This window comes from Chromobacterium sp. W521, assembly GCF_052805975.1.
This window is the reverse complement of the sequence record NZ_JBRBAF010000011.1, coordinates 1-15,397: the sequence shown is the minus strand read 5'-3', so window position 1 is coordinate 15,397 and position 15,397 is coordinate 1. Positions and strand designations below refer to the sequence as shown.

The 15,397-nt window shown below is 62.7% G+C and carries 13 protein-coding genes; 4 read left to right on the top strand and 9 right to left on the bottom strand.

The genetic code is table 11. The features are described from left to right. Positions 1-5: 5 nt before the first annotated feature. Positions 6-2,180 (bottom strand): primosomal protein N', encoded by a 2,175-nt coding sequence (locus ACUXV1_RS17540; RefSeq protein ID WP_446016092.1) that lies wholly within the window; start codon positions 2,178-2,180, stop codon positions 6-8. Between the two features lie 567 nt (positions 2,181-2,747). Beyond that, entirely contained in the window at positions 2,748-3,815 is a 1,068-nt protein-coding gene (gene hemE / locus ACUXV1_RS17535) for a uroporphyrinogen decarboxylase (RefSeq protein ID WP_446016091.1), read from the bottom strand. Between the two features lie 108 nt (positions 3,816-3,923). On the opposite strand from hemE, the gene ACUXV1_RS17530 reads away from it, so the two are divergent. Beyond that, positions 3,924-4,604 carry a Dph6-related ATP pyrophosphatase gene (locus ACUXV1_RS17530; protein ID WP_114152092.1) on the top strand — a complete coding sequence of 227 codons (681 nt, stop codon included), beginning with the start codon at positions 3,924-3,926 and terminating at the stop codon, positions 4,602-4,604. Here ACUXV1_RS17530 and ACUXV1_RS17525 read toward each other — a convergent pair. The 4 genes from ACUXV1_RS17525 to ACUXV1_RS17510 all read right to left on the bottom strand — a co-directional run bounded on the left by ACUXV1_RS17525 (position 4,592) and on the right by ACUXV1_RS17510 (position 7,573). Further along, a complete protein-coding gene (locus ACUXV1_RS17525; protein WP_043637534.1) occupies positions 4,592-5,437 on the bottom strand; it encodes a substrate-binding periplasmic protein in 846 nt (281 codons plus the stop codon). The genes ACUXV1_RS17530 and ACUXV1_RS17525 overlap by 13 nt on opposite strands. Positions 5,438-5,529: 92 nt before the next feature. Continuing rightward, the gene (locus ACUXV1_RS17520) at positions 5,530-6,045 is read right to left on the bottom strand and encodes a chromate transporter (protein ID WP_043637529.1); all 516 of its coding nucleotides are present in this window, start codon (positions 6,043-6,045) and stop codon (positions 5,530-5,532) included. Then, positions 6,042-6,599 (bottom strand): chromate transporter, encoded by a 558-nt coding sequence (locus ACUXV1_RS17515; protein WP_043637525.1) that lies wholly within the window; start codon positions 6,597-6,599, stop codon positions 6,042-6,044. The genes ACUXV1_RS17520 and ACUXV1_RS17515 overlap by 4 nt, the downstream gene beginning before the upstream one ends. Before the next feature lie 95 nt (positions 6,600-6,694). Next, positions 6,695-7,573, bottom strand: a complete 879-nt coding sequence (locus ACUXV1_RS17510; protein ID WP_446016090.1) for a LysR family transcriptional regulator — start codon at positions 7,571-7,573, stop codon at positions 6,695-6,697. Positions 7,574-7,680: 107 nt separating this feature from the next. Here ACUXV1_RS17510 and ACUXV1_RS17505 point away from each other — a divergent pair, with 107 nt between their 5' ends. After that, positions 7,681-8,280 (top strand): short chain dehydrogenase, encoded by a 600-nt coding sequence (locus ACUXV1_RS17505; protein ID WP_203389353.1) that lies wholly within the window; start codon positions 7,681-7,683, stop codon positions 8,278-8,280. Positions 8,281-8,289: 9 nt separating this feature from the next. On the opposite strand, the gene ACUXV1_RS17500 is transcribed toward ACUXV1_RS17505, so the two are convergent. The 3 genes from ACUXV1_RS17500 to ACUXV1_RS17490 all read right to left on the bottom strand — a co-directional run bounded on the left by ACUXV1_RS17500 (position 8,290) and on the right by ACUXV1_RS17490 (position 11,733). Next, positions 8,290-9,006, bottom strand: a complete 717-nt coding sequence (locus ACUXV1_RS17500; RefSeq protein WP_446016089.1) for a substrate-binding periplasmic protein — start codon at positions 9,004-9,006, stop codon at positions 8,290-8,292. 117 nt (positions 9,007-9,123) lie between these two features. Then, a complete protein-coding gene (gene parE, locus ACUXV1_RS17495) occupies positions 9,124-11,088 on the bottom strand; it encodes a DNA topoisomerase IV subunit B (RefSeq protein WP_019103837.1) in 1,965 nt (654 codons plus the stop codon). 117 nt (positions 11,089-11,205) lie between these two features. After that, entirely contained in the window at positions 11,206-11,733 is a 528-nt protein-coding gene (locus tag ACUXV1_RS17490) for an RNA pyrophosphohydrolase (protein WP_019103838.1), read from the bottom strand. 198 nt (positions 11,734-11,931) lie between these two features. Between ACUXV1_RS17490 and pssA the strand changes: the two genes are divergently transcribed. Both pssA and ACUXV1_RS17480 read left to right on the top strand, forming a co-directional pair. Then, positions 11,932-13,272, top strand: a complete 1,341-nt coding sequence (pssA, locus tag ACUXV1_RS17485) for a CDP-diacylglycerol--serine O-phosphatidyltransferase (RefSeq protein WP_446016088.1) — start codon at positions 11,932-11,934, stop codon at positions 13,270-13,272. A gap of 312 nt (positions 13,273-13,584) precedes the next feature. Then, the gene (locus tag ACUXV1_RS17480) at positions 13,585-15,372 is read left to right on the top strand and encodes an ATP-binding protein (RefSeq protein ID WP_446016087.1); all 1,788 of its coding nucleotides are present in this window, start codon (positions 13,585-13,587) and stop codon (positions 15,370-15,372) included. The last annotated feature ends 25 nt before the right edge of the window (positions 15,373-15,397 follow it).

The window sequence follows — 15,397 nt, the reverse complement described above, 5'->3', positions numbered from 1 at the left end:
GGCGATCACATGTCTTGTGGATCCACGTCCAGCGACCAGCGCAGGCCGCGTCCATGGCGTTTGGCCGCCGCTTCCACCTGCGGCAGCAATTGATTCAAAAATCCGTGCAGCGCCTGCCGTTGCGGCGACTCCAGCACCAGCTGTGCACGTTCGCGATTGGCCAATCGCGCCATCAGCGCCGGCGCCGGGCCGGCGATCAACACCTGCTCGGCCAGCGGCTCGGCCAGCCGCCGCACCTCGGCCAGAAAGGCGGTGGCCAATTCCAGGCTGGGGCTGTCGGCGCGCAGCAGCGCCTGGTAGGCGCAGGGCGGAAAGCCGGCGATGCGCCGCTCGTCCAACAGGGCCTTGGCGTAGCCGTCGAAATCGTGACGCGTCAGCGCCTGGTATAGCTCATGATCCGGCCACTGGGTCTGGATCAGCACCTCACCGGCGGCCTCGGCGCGGCCAGCCCGGCCCGCCACTTGCATCAGTTGCGCGAACAGCCGTTCGGAAGCACGGAAATCCGCGGAATACAGGCCGCCGTCCGTGCCCAGCGCCACCACCAGCGACAAAGTGCCAAAGTCGTGGCCCTTGGCCAGCATCTGGGTGCCCACCAGCATGTCCACCTCGCCGGCATGGACCTTGCGATAGATCTCGTCCCACGCCTCCTTGCGGCTGGTGGTGTCGCGGTCTATGCGCAGGATGCGCGCCTCGGGAAACAAACGCGTCAGCGCGGACTCCAGCCGCTGTGTGCCCTCCCCCAGCGGTTTGATGTCGGGATTGCCGCAATCCGGGCAGGCGCGCGGCACCGCCTCTTCCCAACCGCAATGGTGACAACGCAGCTTGCGCTCCAACAAGTGCACCACCAGCTTGGCGGAACAGCGCGGGCAGCCGCTGGTCCAGCCGCAGTCGGTGCAGGCCACCACCGGCGCGAAGCCACGGCGGTTGATGAACACCAAGCTCATCTCGCCGCGCGCCAGGCGCTGGCGTAGCGCCTGAATCACTGGCTCGGACAAGCCTTCCGCCAGTTTTTGCCGCCTCACGTCGACCAGTCTCACATCCGGCAACCGCGCCGCGCCGTGCGCCCGCCGGCTCAGCGACAGGCGACGATAGCGGCCAGCCTCGACATTGGCCACGGTCTCCAGGCTGGGGGTGGCCGACCCCAGCAGAATGGGCACGCCAGCCTGGCGCGCGCGCCAGATCGCCAGATCGCGCGCATGGTAGCGCAAACCGTCCTGTTGCTTGAATGAGCCGTCGTGCTCTTCGTCCACCACGATCAGCCCCAAGCGCGGCAGCGGGGTGAATACCGACAAACGGGTGCCTATCATCACGTCGGCTCGCCCCTGCCAGCCGTCCAGCCAGCCCCTCAGACGCTCGCCGTCGGCCAGATGGCTGTGCTGCACCGCGATGCGGCTGTCCGGAAAGCGTTGGGTGAAGCGCGTGATCAACTGCGGGGTCAGGTTGATTTCCGGCACCAGCACCAACACTTGGCGGCCGGCGGCCAGATGATCGGCGATCAGCCGCAGATAAACTTCGGTCTTGCCGCTGCCGGTAATGCCGTGCAGCAGCCAGGGCTGGTATCCGGCTTGGCCGCGCAAAGCGTCCAGCGCGGCTTGCTGCTCTTCGTTCAGCTCAGGGCTGCCCGCCACACGCAAAGGAACGGGCTCCGGCTCCACGCGCCGGACCTTGTTGTCCGCCAGCCAATCCGCCAACACCTTGCCGGCCTGCGGCGTCACCGCCTTGGCCGCGGCCAGCGTCAATGCCCCGTCCTGCAAGGCCTGCCACAGCGCCAGCCGCACGCGCTGGCGAGCCGGCGGCGCCTCCGCCTCGCCTTGCGGCGTCAGCGCGTATGGGCGCTCATCCGGCAAAACGATGTCGCGGGGCTCCCGCAGCCCGGTGGGCAGAGCGGTGAACAACGCCTGTCCCAAGGGATGATGGTAATAATCCGCGGCGAAGCGCACCAGGGACATAAAGTCTTCCGGCAGCGGGGGCAGCCCGGACAGAACCGACTCCACCGGCTTGAGCTTGGCGGGATCGATACCCTGTTGAGGTATGTCCGTGACAACCACGCCACACAGCCGGCGGGGGCCAAAGGAAACCGCCACTCTTTGCCCGGCCATGACAGACAACTGGGTCAGGTAACTGAACGTACCTGGCAGCGGCACATCCACGGCCACTTGTACGATGCTTTGCTGCCCCATCCGGCGCGCCCCCGAAGACAAATGCTGTTGTGACAAGGCTTTGCGGCCTCTGTGCACAGATGCTGTGGATAACTTTGTGAACAAGCTGCCGCTCCGAGGTTGAAACGGCCTCAGATCAGCGTTTCCGTTAGATTGCGCAAAAATTAATCAATTATTTTTCTCTTTATTTTCAAAGACTTAAATTGATCAAAAAAACATGAGCAATCGGCTTGACAAGGCCACGAACTCTGACTAGCAAATGTGCATAACTCAGAGAACAACTATGGTTCGCCTTGTCAATATCCTTATTCATCTCAGTGTAAAAATACAATCCGGCCAGAGGAGAGTCCTTGGCCGGACAAGTTAGGATACCCTGACGACGCGCGAAAGGCCCCAAGGGAAAAGTTAAGTTTTCTGTTGAAAAAACAAATCCTTTTCCGCAGGCCCCGCTAACAACAACTTGATACCGGATTTAGACACTGATAAAGCCGGCTTTAATGCCCGCCGGCCAGCGCCAACTTGGTGCATTCGTCAAAGGGGATTCCGTCGGACCGACAGAAACATGCCATTGAACTTAAAACCGGTTGATCAGCCCGCGGAGTGGTAGGGACGGGACAAACGATGCACCGCCTCCACCAAGGCTCCGGCGTGCTCCGGCTTGACGTGTTGCGAGATGCCGTGACCCAGGTTGAATACATGGCCGCTGCCGGCTCCGTAGCTGGCCAGGATGCGGGCCACTTCGCGCTCAATGGCGGCCGGCTCCGCGAACAAGGCGTTGGGGTCGAAGTTGCCCTGTAAGGCCACCTTGCCGCCCACCCGCGCGCGCGCGGCGCTCAGGTCCGTGGTCCAGTCCAACCCCACGCAGTCGGCGCCGATGGCCGCGATTTCCTCCAGCCACTGGCCGCCGCCCTTGGTGAACACGATCACCGGCACGCGGCGGCCGTCGGCCTCGCGCTTCAGGCCGGCGACAATTTGACGCATATAGGCCAGCGAGAACTCGCGATAGGCCGCCTGGGTCAGCGCGCCGCCCCAGGTGTCGAAGATCTGCACCGCCTGCGCGCCGGCGTCGATCTGTGCGTTCAGGTAATCGATCACGGTGCGGGCGTTCACATCCAGGATGTGATGCAGCAACTCAGGGCGGCTGTAAAGCATGGCTTTAACGTGACGGAAATCGTCGGAGCCTCCGCCCTCTATCATGTAGCAGGCCAAGGTGAACGGGCTGCCGGAGAAGCCGATCAGCGGCACGCGGCCATCCAGCGCCTTGCGGATGCTGGACACCGCGTCGAAGACGTAGCCCAGCTTGTCCAGCGCCGGCACCGTCAGCGCGCGGATGGCGGCCTCGTCGCGCAGCGGACGCTCGAACTTAGGCCCCTCGCCCTCCGCGAAGTACAGGCCCAGGCCCATGGCGTCCGGCACGGTCAGGATGTCGGAAAACAGGATGGCGGCGTCCAGCGGGAAACGCTCCAGCGGCTGCAACGTCACCTCGGTGGCATAGTCGGGACTGGTGCATAAACCCATGAAACTGCCGGCTCGGCTGCGAGTGGCGCGGTACTCCGGCAAATAGCGGCCGGCCTGGCGCATCATCCAGATCGGGGTGTATTCGACGGGCTGGCCAAGCAGCGCGCGCAGGAAGGTATCGTTCTTGAGCTGGGTCATGCGGCAATCAGTCCTGAGAGGCGAAAAAATAGACCGTCATTATACCCGAGTCCCCCGGCCCAGTCCCCCCGCTTGGCGGCTGGCCTCCGCGCGGCTAAGCTGTGCGCCATGAAGAAAACCGTTCTCTTGTCCTGGAGCAGCGGCAAGGACAGCGCTTGGGCGCTGCATGTGCTGCGCCGGGATCCCGACGTTGAAGTCGTCGGACTGTTCACCACCGTCAACCAGGCTTTCCAGCGCGTGGCCATGCACGCGGTGCGGGTGGAGCTGCTACAGGCGCAGGCGGCGGCGCTGGGCTTGCCGCTGCGCCAGGTAAGCATCCCCTACCCTTGCAGCAACGAGGACTACGCCAGCCGGATGGCGGACTTTGTCAGCGCCTGCCGCGCCGACGGCGTCAGCCATATGGCCTTTGGCGATCTATTTCTGGAAGATGTGCGCGCCTACCGAGAGCAGAACCTGGCCGGCAGCGGCATTGCGCCGCTATTCCCGTTATGGGGCCTGCCCACCGCGGAACTGGCGCAAACCATGCTGCGCGGCGGGCTCAAAGCCAGGCTGACCTGCCTGGACCCGCGCAAGCTGCCGCGCGGCCTGGCCGGCAGCGAGTTTGGCCAGGCTTTGCTGGACGCGCTGCCGCCGGATGCCGACCCTTGCGGCGAATACGGCGAGTTCCACTCCTTCGCCTGGGACGGCCCGATGTTCCTGCGACCGGTGCCGCATGCAGTGGGCGAAACGGTGGAGCGGGACGGCTTTGTCTTTACCGATCTGCTGCCGCTGGACACTCAACGCGGATAGAACCACAGCTCCTTCCGCTTCAGCGGCGTCTCCTTGGGCAACAAGGGATTGGGCAGTTCTATAATGCGCCGCTGCGCCAGGTTCAAGGCCCGCAGGCGAGGCCCGTTGAAGCGCATGAACAACTTGTCGAAGCTACCATCCTTAACGGCGGCTTCCAGGCCCTGAGTCAGAGCCCGGGCCAGCTCCGGCCGGCGCGGCGACACAAAGAAATAAAAGACCGCCGGATAGTGCAACACAATGAAAGGATCCAGTGTCAGGCCCTTGGCGACGTCTGACTCCAGCTCCTGCCCCACCTCGATCACGCTGCGCGGAAAATAGTCGAAGCGCCCCTGGCGCAACATGGCGAACAGCGGCAGATACAGGGGGCTCGCCACCACCGGCAAGCCCGCGTCGCGCAGAATCTGCGTATCCGGCCAATCCTGCCCTTGACCTGCGGTCAACGCCTTCAAATCCGCTAATGTGAAGACCTTCTCAAACAACCGGCCCCGCTTTTGCGATACCAGCGGCACGCGCCAGCCAATCAAGCCCTTGTACAAAGGGATGCGCACCGGCAGGGCCTTCTGTTCGCGCTCGCGGCTGCTCATGCCCCAGAAAAGATCCACGCTGGCATTGCCGTGCGCCATCTGCTCCAGCGCCCTCCCCTGATTCATGTCCAGTGCGCTGCTCAGCTCGCAACTGATTTTGACCTCACTGCACGCCAGTTGCAGCAAGGCCTGCATATAAGGCAGATGCGGGTCTTGCTCTCCGGACACCAGCGCGTAGCGGATCGACAAAGTTTGCCCCAGCGCCGGCAGCGCCAGAACGCACAGCAGCAGCATCAAGATTCGCATCATGCGCGCCCTCCCGAGAACACCCTGTTCATTATGGCCGCCGCGTAGAGCCTGTTCACAATCTCGCGAACTAAAGCGAGACTTTGAGCGCCATCCTACAGCAGTCCCAAACCGCCAAGCAAAGCGCCGGCCGACAATAGCCACAGGGGATTGAGCGTAGTGCGCCACGCCGCTAGCGCCACCGCGCCGCACAACAACCAGGCGCCTACGCTGGCATTGGCCGCCTGACTTAACAAACAGGCGCTGGCGGCCACCAGGCCTATGGTCAGCGGCGCCAGCCCGCGCTGGATCGCACGGGTCAACGGCGCCTGTTGATAGCGCTGCCACCAACGCGCCACGTAAAAACTCAGTACCGACGACGGGCCGCAGATGCCCACCATGCTGACCAGTGCGCCCGGCACCCCGGCCACTTGCCAGCCGATCAGACAGACTACCAGCACATTGGGGCCGGGCGCGGCCTGCGCGATGGCGAACAACGCGGCGAACTCCCGCCCGCTCATCCAGCCCTGTTCCATGACCAGCCGCTGCAACTCGGGAATCAGCACATTGGCGCCGCCCACCGCCACCAGCGACAGCAGGGAGAACTGCCATAACAGCACCAGCAGAATCATGAGTCCTCCTTCGGCCTGTCTCGCCAGGCCAGCCCGATGGCAATGGGGGCCAACAGCGCCAGCGACCACAGCAGGGGCAATTGCAGGACGCCTAGCGCACAGAAGGTCAACGCCGCCACCAGCACGCACCACAGCTTGCGCTCAATGCGCGCCAGCAAGCGCAGCCCCATCGCCGCGATCAGGCCGGCGGCGGCGGAAGCCAAACCATGCAACACATTCTGCACCAGCGGCAGCTGCCGGTAATGGCCGTAGAAGGACGCCAACAACAGTACGATGACCATGGGCGCCAGCAACAAACCGGCGATGGAGGCCAAGGCTCCGCTCACGCCGTGGAAGCGGCTGCCCACCGCCACCGCGACATTGACGATATTGGGCCCCGGCAACACTTGGCCCAGGCCCAGCACCACAGCGAAGTCGGCCTCGCTCAGCCAGCGGCGGCGCAACACCATCATCCGGTGCGCCTGCGGCAACACGCCGCCGAAACCGGTCAGCCCGATAGAGAAAAAGCCGGCGAACAAATCGCGCCGGCTGGGCGCCCGCAAATCCGGTTCCATGCCCTTTCCTCTCTCCAAATCATCCATGCGTTCACGCTACGCCGATGCGCGCCGCAGCTCAAACGAAAATCGCTGACAGGCCCTGTCAATAAAACTCACAGCACGCCCAAGCGCTCCAGAATGAAGTCTATGAACACACGAAGCTTGGGCAAAGGCTGGCGATCCGGCAGATAAATCAAATGCATGGGCTTGGGCGGCGGCAAACAACCCGGCAACACCTCCACCAGCCGGCCGGAAGCCACATCGTCGCCCAACAGCGCCTCGGCTTGCAGCACGACGCCGCCGCCGGCCAGCGCCACCATGCGCAAGGCCTGACCATGATTGGACTGGAAGCGGCTGGCCCGCCCCCACTCGCCGGCCCCCAACAACTCCCAGCCATCGTCCTTGCGCCACAGGGAAAAACCCAGGCAATCATGCTCGGCCAGATCTTCCGGCGCGCGCGGCACGCCTTTGCGCGCCAAATAGGCCGGCGCCGCCGCCACCATCATCCGGTAGGGCTGCAGAGGCCGGGCCACCAAGCCCGAATCGGGCAGCCGGCCGATACGGAAGGCGGCGTCGTAACCGTCGGCCACCAAGTCGACCAGCTCGTCCGACAAAGTCAGGTCCACCGTGATATCCGGATACGCTTGCATGAACTCTGCCAACAAGCCCGCCAGCCGTAGCGAACCAAAGGTCACAGAGGCATTGACGCGCAGCACGCCGCGCGGCGTGCCGCTCATCAGCTCGGCGCCGCTTTCCGCCGCGCGAATTTCCGCCAGAATGGACTGGCAGCGTTGAAAGTAATGCAGGCCCAGCTCGGTCAATTGCTGGCGGCGGGTGGTGCGCGCCAGCAAGCGGCCGCCCAGCCGCTGTTCCAGGCTGGCGATATGCTTGCCCACCATGGGTTGGGACAAGCCATGCGCCTCGGCCGCCGCGGTGAAACTGCCTCGCTCCACCACCGCCACGAACAGCTCCATGCTCAAAAGGCGATCCATGCCATTCATAACCTATGGTTTTCAATCTTGTTCATCTTAGCGGATTAATCAATGCTCCGCGCGGGAGCAGAATGAGCGGGTCTTAACACTTGTCCGGGAGATTTCCCATGAAAAAGATTCTCATCGTCGGCGCCCACGGCACTCTGGGCCAGGCCGTCAGCCAGGCGCTGTCCCACCATCAAGTCATCAAAGCGGGCAGCCGCCGCGGTGATGTGCTGGTGGACCTGACCAATGGCGACAGCATCCGCGCGTTATTCGAACGCATCGGCGGGGTGGACGCCATCATCAGCGCCGCCGGCAAGCTGCACTTCGGCCCCTTGGCGGAGATGAACGCCGAACAATTTCGCATCGGCCTCAACGACAAGCTGATGGGCCAGGTGGAGTTGGCGCTGATCGGCCAACACTATCTGAACGCCGGCGGCTCCATCACCCTGACCAGCGGCATCGTCAGCGAACAGCCCATCCGCTTCGGCAGCAACGCCAGCGCCGTGAACTCCGCATTAGAGGGCTTTGTGCGCGGCGCGGCGGCGGAGCTGGACGACGGGCGCCGCATCAATGTGGTCAGCCCCAACGTGTTGCAGGAATCCTGGGAGCAGTACCGGGACTTTTTCCCCGGCTTCGAAGCGGTGCCAGCGGCACGCGCGGCCCTAGCCTATGTCCGCAGCGTGGAAGGCGTGCAGACCGGTCAAACGCTGCGCGTCTGGTAAGCCCCCGCCTCAATCGTAAATCGTCATCAAGCCGGCCATCTCGCGTTTGCCCGCGGCGGACAGACAAGCCGTCTTCAATTTGCCCAGCATGACGGCGTCGCGCGCCAGCTCGCTGCGTTTGGATACGTAGAGCGCCATTGGCTCGTCGCCGTGCACGTATTCGGCCAGATTGGGCAGGCTCTCGCCCATCTGCCTCAGCGCGTGGCCGCAGCCTGGACGCACGCACATCATTGCGTCCAGCCTGCCGGCTTGCAGCATGCGAAACCCCTGCGGCATGTCCGATACCTCCACCGGCGTCGCCCCGCTTTCGGCGACAAAGCCGTCCAGGGTATGGGTGCCGCGCAGAACGCCCAGGCTGCGCAGGCGGAACCACTGCGGACCTATGGGCGATACTTGGCCGCGACGATGGTAGAGCACGGAAATGCGGATCGACACCGGCCTGCACAGCTCCACGGCGAAGCCTGCTCGCTCCGGCGAAGCGGTCACCAGCGCCAGCGCGTTTCGCCCATTTCTCAGCTCCTCTATCGCGCGCGGCAACGGCCGGACATCCTGAGTCAGCGTCAGCCCCGCCTGCTTCGCCACAAACCGGATGAAACGCGGCGCCAGGCCGTCCTGACTAGCGCCGTCGCCCCAGGGCCCAATATCCTGACTAGAGGAGTGGTAGCCGGCCGCCAGCACAGGCAGCGCCAGCCACCCCGCCAACAGTCCCCGCCATTGTTTGGCCATGCCATTCCCCTTGATTGAGACATCACGCCTAGCCTCACTATAGCCCGCAATGGAAAAGCCCCCGCAAGCAAGGCTTGCAGGGGCTTTCCGTCCTTTGAGAACAACCGGCGCGGTCGCTCAGATATCGGCCTCTACCGCGTTGCCGTTGGCTTCCATCCAGCTGCGGCGGCTGGACGCTTCCCCTTTGCCCATCAGCATGACGAAAGTGGACAACGTCTGCTCCAGCTCGCCGGTGCGCACCCGCACTTGGGATAAACGGCGGGTATCTGGATTCATCGTGGTGTCCTTCAACTGCTCCGGGTTCATCTCGCCCAGGCCCTTGAAGCGGGAAATGCTCCAGGCGTTCTCTCGCACGCCTTCGCTGCGCAGCCGGTCAAGGATGGCGGTCATCTCTCCTTCGTCCAAGGCGTACAGCTTGCGCGGCGGACGATGCTTGCCCTGGCCGGGCACGTCCACGCGGAACAGCGGCGGCTGAGCCACATAAATGTTGCCGTTCTCGATCAAACGCGGGAAATGGCGGAAGAACAACGTCAGCAAGAGCACCTGGATATGAGAACCGTCCACGTCCGCGTCGGACAGGATGGCGATCTTGCCGTAGCGCTGGCCGGACAAGTCCGGGTGGTCGCTGGGCCCGTGCGGATCCACCCCGATGGCCACCGAAATGTCGTGAATCTCGGCATTGGAGAACAGCTGGTCCTTATCGGTTTCCCAGCTATTGAGCACCTTTCCGCGCAGGGGCAAGATGGCCTGGTATTCTTTGTCGCGCGCCAGCTTGGCGGAGCCGCCGGCGGAATCGCCCTCCACCAGGAACAGCTCGTTGCGATCGATATCCTCGCTCTCGCAATCGGTCAGTTTGCCGGGCAGCACCGCCACGCCGGAGCCTTTTTTCTTTTCAACCTTCTTCACCGACTTCAGACGCGACTGCGCCTGGCGGATGGCCAGTTCGGCAATCTTCTTGCCGGACTCCACGTTCTGGTTCAGCCACAGCTCCACCGGATCGCGCGCCAGGCCGGAAATCAGCTTCAGCGCGTCGCGGCTGGTCAGCTTGTCCTTGGTCTGCCCCTGAAACTGCGGGTCCAGCACCCGGGCGGACAATACGAAGCGCACTCGGCTCCACACATCCTCCGCCATCAGCTTGACGCCGCGCGGCAATAGGTTGTGGTGATCGATGAAACTCTTTACCGCGTCGAACACGCCGGCACGCAAACCAGCCTCATGAGTGCCGCCCACCGGCGTCGGAATCAAGTTGACGTAGCTCTCGCCGCTGGCGCCGTCCTCGAACCAGGCCATCGCCCACTGTACGCCCTCGCCCTTGGCGAACTGCTCGTGATCGTCGCCGATATACGCCTCTCCGGCAAACAAGGGCGCCACCGGCTCGTCGCCGTTGCACAGCTCGGCCAGATAGCTCTTCAAGCCCTCCGGATATTGCCAGACCTTGACCTCGTCGCCGCTGGGGCGCTCCACCACCAGGGTGACCGCCACGCCAGGCAGCAGCACCGCCTTGGCGCGCAGCAGGCGCTCCAGCTCCGGCAAGGAGTAACGCGGGCTTTCAAAATACTTGCCGTCGGGCCAGACCCTGACCCGAGTGCCGCTGGTGCGCGGGCCGCAATCCCCCACCCGAGTCAACGGCTCAATGACGTCGCCGCCGGAAAACACCAGGCGGTGCACGCCGCCTTCGCGCTTAACCTCCACCTCCAGCCGGGTGGACAGCGCATTGGTTACCGACACGCCAACCCCGTGCAGGCCCCCGGAAAAAGCGTAGGCGCCGCCGTCTTTCTTGTTGAACTTGCCGCCGGCGTGCAACCGGGTGAACACCAGTTCCACCACCGGCACGCCTTCTTGCGGATGCAGGCCCACCGGAATGCCGCGGCCGTCGTCCTCCACCGACAAGGAGCCGTCCTGATGCACCGTCACCGCGATCTTGCGCGCGAAGCCCCCCAAGGCCTCGTCAGCGGCGTTGTCTATCACTTCCTGGCAAATATGGGTGGGATCGGTGGTGCGGGTGTACATCCCCGGCCGTTCCTTGACCGGCTCCAAGCCTTTCAGCACCCGTACCGACGACTCATCGTATTGTTGCGTCATGTTTGAATCTTGTTGCTCAGCAAATTACGCCAAACGCCGCGGCCAACGGCCACGGCGCAAAAAAAGACAGCGGGCCATGCCCGCCGTGTCGCTTCGAGGCGCGCGGACGGCGCTGCGTCAATGCGGCTCCTGAGCGCGGCCAAGGCGAGCCAGATAGGCCTCCCGGCTTTCCACTCCGCGCAGGAAGCGCGACAGCTCGGCCAACGCGCGCTCGTACACCTCGCGCTTGAACTCGATCACCGCGTCCACCGGCGCCCAGTATTCGTTCCAGCGCCAGCCGTCAAACTCGGGGTGGCTGCTGGCGCGCAGGCAAACGTCGCACTCGCGCCCCACCAGCTTCAGCAGAAACCAAATCTGCTTCTGCCCCTTGTAACTGCCGCGCCACTCCCGGCGCACCCAGTTGGTCGGCACCTCGTAACGCATCCAGTCGCGGGTGCGTCCCAGTATTTTCACATGTTGCGGCAGCAAACCCACCTCTTCCAGCAGCTCGCGATACATCGCGGCTTCCGGACTCTCGCCTGGCTTGATCCCGCCTTGCGGAAACTGCCAGGAATGCTCCCGCACTCGCTTGCCCCAGAACACCTCATTTTTACCGTTGATGAGGATGATTCCGACATTGGGGCGGTATCCGTCCCGGTCCAGCATTGGAAAACCTGCAATTCATCTAGTTGAACGAATTTTTGCACATTTCGCCCCGCCTTGCCATGGACTCTATCGCCAGCCTCGCAAAGGTTCGACTTCGTCCGGAACTGCGCTGGCGCAAGGATTGCTCAGGCGCGGACTCCCCCAAGAGGCGAAAACGATGCTACGATTCCACGATTAAACGTCAAACCCAACGCTTACATGGCATTTCTGCTAAAAAGATCGTTGCTGGCTCAGCTCCCCAAGCTGCGCATGCAAGCCGACGCCATCACCACCCTGCACCAGACCGCCGACTTCCGCCTTTGCCTGCTGGAAGCGATCGCGCAGGCCCGGCACCGCATCTATATCGCCGCGCTCTATCTGGAGCATGACGAAGCCGGCCAGGAAGTGCTGGACGCGCTGTTCTCCGCCAAACAGCGGCAACCGCAGCTGGATATCCGCGTCATGGTGGACTGGCACCGCGCCCAGCGCGGGCGCATCGGAGAAAGCCAGGACAGCTGCAACGCCGCCTGGTATCGGGCTCAGGCGCTGCGGCACAACGTTGACGTGCCCATTTACGGCATCCCGGTGCAAACCCGCGAGCTGTTTGGCGTGCTGCATCTTAAAGGGCTGATCATTGACGACCAGGTGCTGTACAGCGGCGCCAGCATCAACAATGTCTATTTGCACAAATTGGATAAGTACCGCTTCGACCGCTACCACCTGATTCGCAATCAGGCGCTGGCGGATGTGATGTCCAGCTATATGCACGAGCAGTTCTTCAACGATCCCGCGGTATTCCGGCTGGACAAACCGGCGCCGGCCACCCGCAGCATACGCAAGGAAATCCGCGCCTTCCGCGACAAGATCAGCCATAGCCAATACCGGATTGAAAACCCGACAGGCGCGGAAGACGGACTGGCCATCAGCCCGATTGTCGGCATCGGCAAAGGGAATATGCTCAACCGGGTGATTCTGGAACTGGTTGCAAACACCCGCAGTTCGCTGTTCATCTGCACACCCTATTTCAATTTTCCGCGGCCGGTGGTGCTCGCCATCAGCAAGGCGCTGCGCCGCGGCGTGCAAATCGACATCGTCGTCGGCGACAAAACCGCCAATGACTTCTACATTCCGCCCAGCGAGCCCTTCCGCGTCATCGGCGCGCTGCCCTATCTCTACGAAATGAACTTGCGCCGCTTCGCCAAGCGCCAACGCCACTACATCGGCATCGGCCAGCTGCGGGTGCATCAGTGGAAAGACGGCGACAACACCTATCACCTCAAAGGCATGTTCAGCGACCAGCGCTACATGCTGCTGACAGGCAACAATCTCAATCCGCGCGCCTTCCGCCTGGACATGGAGAATGCGTTGCTGATCAGCGACCCCAACGCCGAACTCAAACACCAGAACCAGCAAGAGCAGGAAAACATCTTGCGTCACAGCCGGCAGTTGCTGCATTACCGAGAACTGGAAGACGTTCGAACCTATCCCGAACAAATCAAAAAACTATTGACCCGCCTGAGCCGCGTGCGCATCGACCGCATGCTCAACCTGATGCTGTAAACGCTCTTAGAACCTGTTTACGATCTGCTGCGCGTCGGCGATACCGCGTTGAAAACCGCTTCGAAATGCTCATGTACCGTGTGTACACTCCGCTTTCTCAGCTGTTTTCGCCTTGCCTCACCTTGGCTCGCGAGATCGTAAACACGTTCTTAAGCCCCCCGCGCGACGGCGGAGAAAACGGGAGGCGCAAAAGCGCATCAGCGTTTCGAAACCGTCGCGCCCCGAATAGGCTCTAAACGTCTCCGCCATTTCCGCCCGCATCGGCCCATATGCTAAAAAGATGAAAGCGCTTAGCAAAACATGGAGCCCGAGATGTCGGCCATCAAGATCAACACCCAAAACCTGAGCATCAGCCACGAGCTGTCGGAAAAGTGGCAGCAGGTGCTGGATCTGCTGGCCAAGATCGTAGACATCCCCGCCGCGCTGATCATGCAGAAGCAGGCGCCTAGCATCAAAGTCTTCCTCTCCAGCCATAGCCAAGGCAACCCGTACGAAGAAGACGAACTGGCCGACCTCGACACCGGCCTGTATTGCGAAACCGTGATGAGCAGCCGCAAGGAACTGCTGGTGCCCAACGCCTTGAAAGACCCCGACTGGGATCACAACCCCGACATCAAGCTGGGCATGATCTCTTATCTGGGCATGCCGCTTATCTGGCCCAATCAGGATATCTTCGGCACCATCTGCGTGCTGGACCGCGTGGAAAATCCCTACAGCCCAACCCACAAGCAATTGCTCAGTCAGTTCCGCTCCATGGTGGAGCGCGACCTGCATCAGGTTTACCACGACATGGCCAGGCAACAAGAGGACGCCATTTTGCGCGCGGACGAGGCCGAACGCGTTAGGCGGGAATTCGAATCGCTGCGAGCCGGAGAGCGGAAAGCGTTACAGGCTTTGCGCGAAAGCGAGGAACGCTGGCACTTCGCACTGGAAGGCGCCGGCGACGGCGTATGGGATTGGGACATCGCCGGCGACGCCGTCTTTCTCTCCCCCCGCTGCCGGCAACTGCTGGGACTGGACGATAAAGACACCGGCGCGTTCAAGCTCTGGCACACCGGCATCCACCCCGACGACCTACCGACGGTAAAGGCCGACATCACAGCCTATCGGCGCCAAGCAGAAGGCTCATTCACCTCGGAGCACCGCTTCCGCACACAACACGGCTGGATCTGGCTGTTGAGCCGCGGCATGGTGGTGGGCCGCGACGAGCAGGGACGGCCATCGCGCATGATAGGCACCTACTCCGACATCAGCCAGCGCAAGCACGCGGAATCCGAGCTGCAACAGCTCAATAGTCACTTGGAAGACCGCGTCGCCAAGCGAAGCGCCGAGCTCAAACAGGCCATGCAGCAAATCAGCATTGCGGAAAAACAGACGGCGCTCGCCCGCATGGTCGCCGGCATGGCGCATGAATTGAACACGCCGATAGGAAATATTCTGCTTAGCGCTTCCGTATTGCACGCGGACCTCACGTCCATCATCCACGCAGACGAAGCCAAGCAACTCTCGCGCGGCAATCTGCAAGCCTTTCTGCGCAAGGCGGTCGAAACCAGCGAATTGTTGCAAAGAAACAGCGAGCTGGCCGGGGATCTGATCAGCCGCTTCAAGCTGATTGCCTCCGATCAACTCAAGCAACCCAAGCGCGCGTTCAAGCCCGCTCAAACCATTGCCCAATTGACCCGCGCCCTGCTTCCGCCGGAGCACTATCCCGATATCCAGCTAACACTGGACGCGCCTCATGATCTACAGATCGAGAATTATCCGGGCGCTTTGGAACAGCTGCTGTCCCATCTCATCGCCAACAGTCTTGCCCACGGCTTCGACGGGCACGACCACGGCCGCATAGACATCCAGTTGCAAGCGCAGCAAGAAACGCTGCTGCTGCGCTATTCAGACGACGGCAAAGGTATTGCGCCAGAGCTGCAACACAAGGTTTTCGACCCCTTCTTCACCACGCAAATGGGACAGAGCGGCGTGGGGCTGGGACTCGCCATGGTGCACAACATCGTGCACACCACACTGAAAGGCGAGATTCGGCTAGACAGCGCACCGGGACAAGGCGCCAGCTTCACCATCCGCTTCCCTCCCAACCAACACTGAGCCGCAAGGCGGACCGTCCCAGACG

Excerpts from the sequence above, each read along its gene's own strand:
- ACUXV1_RS17540 (WP_446016092.1), bottom strand. The coding sequence starts at position 2,180 with ATGGGGCAGCAAAGCATCGTACAAGTGGCCGTGGATGTGCCGCTGCCA.
- hemE (WP_446016091.1), bottom strand. The coding sequence starts at position 3,815 with ATGACCCAGCTCAAGAACGATACCTTCCTGCGCGCGCTGCTTGGCCAG.
- ACUXV1_RS17530 (WP_114152092.1), top strand. The coding sequence starts at position 3,924 with ATGAAGAAAACCGTTCTCTTGTCCTGGAGCAGCGGCAAGGACAGCGCT.
- ACUXV1_RS17525 (WP_043637534.1), bottom strand. The coding sequence starts at position 5,437 with ATGATGCGAATCTTGATGCTGCTGCTGTGCGTTCTGGCGCTGCCGGCG.
- ACUXV1_RS17520 (WP_043637529.1), bottom strand. The coding sequence starts at position 6,045 with ATGATTCTGCTGGTGCTGTTATGGCAGTTCTCCCTGCTGTCGCTGGTG.
- ACUXV1_RS17515 (WP_043637525.1), bottom strand. The coding sequence starts at position 6,599 with ATGGAACCGGATTTGCGGGCGCCCAGCCGGCGCGATTTGTTCGCCGGC.
- ACUXV1_RS17510 (WP_446016090.1), bottom strand. The coding sequence starts at position 7,573 with ATGGATCGCCTTTTGAGCATGGAGCTGTTCGTGGCGGTGGTGGAGCGA.
- ACUXV1_RS17505 (WP_203389353.1), top strand. The coding sequence starts at position 7,681 with ATGAAAAAGATTCTCATCGTCGGCGCCCACGGCACTCTGGGCCAGGCC.
- ACUXV1_RS17500 (WP_446016089.1), bottom strand. The coding sequence starts at position 9,006 with ATGGCCAAACAATGGCGGGGACTGTTGGCGGGGTGGCTGGCGCTGCCT.
- parE (WP_019103837.1), bottom strand. The coding sequence starts at position 11,088 with ATGACGCAACAATACGATGAGTCGTCGGTACGGGTGCTGAAAGGCTTG.
- ACUXV1_RS17490 (WP_019103838.1), bottom strand. The coding sequence starts at position 11,733 with ATGCTGGACCGGGACGGATACCGCCCCAATGTCGGAATCATCCTCATC.
- pssA (WP_446016088.1), top strand. The coding sequence starts at position 11,932 with ATGGCATTTCTGCTAAAAAGATCGTTGCTGGCTCAGCTCCCCAAGCTG.
- ACUXV1_RS17480 (WP_446016087.1), top strand. The coding sequence starts at position 13,585 with ATGTCGGCCATCAAGATCAACACCCAAAACCTGAGCATCAGCCACGAG.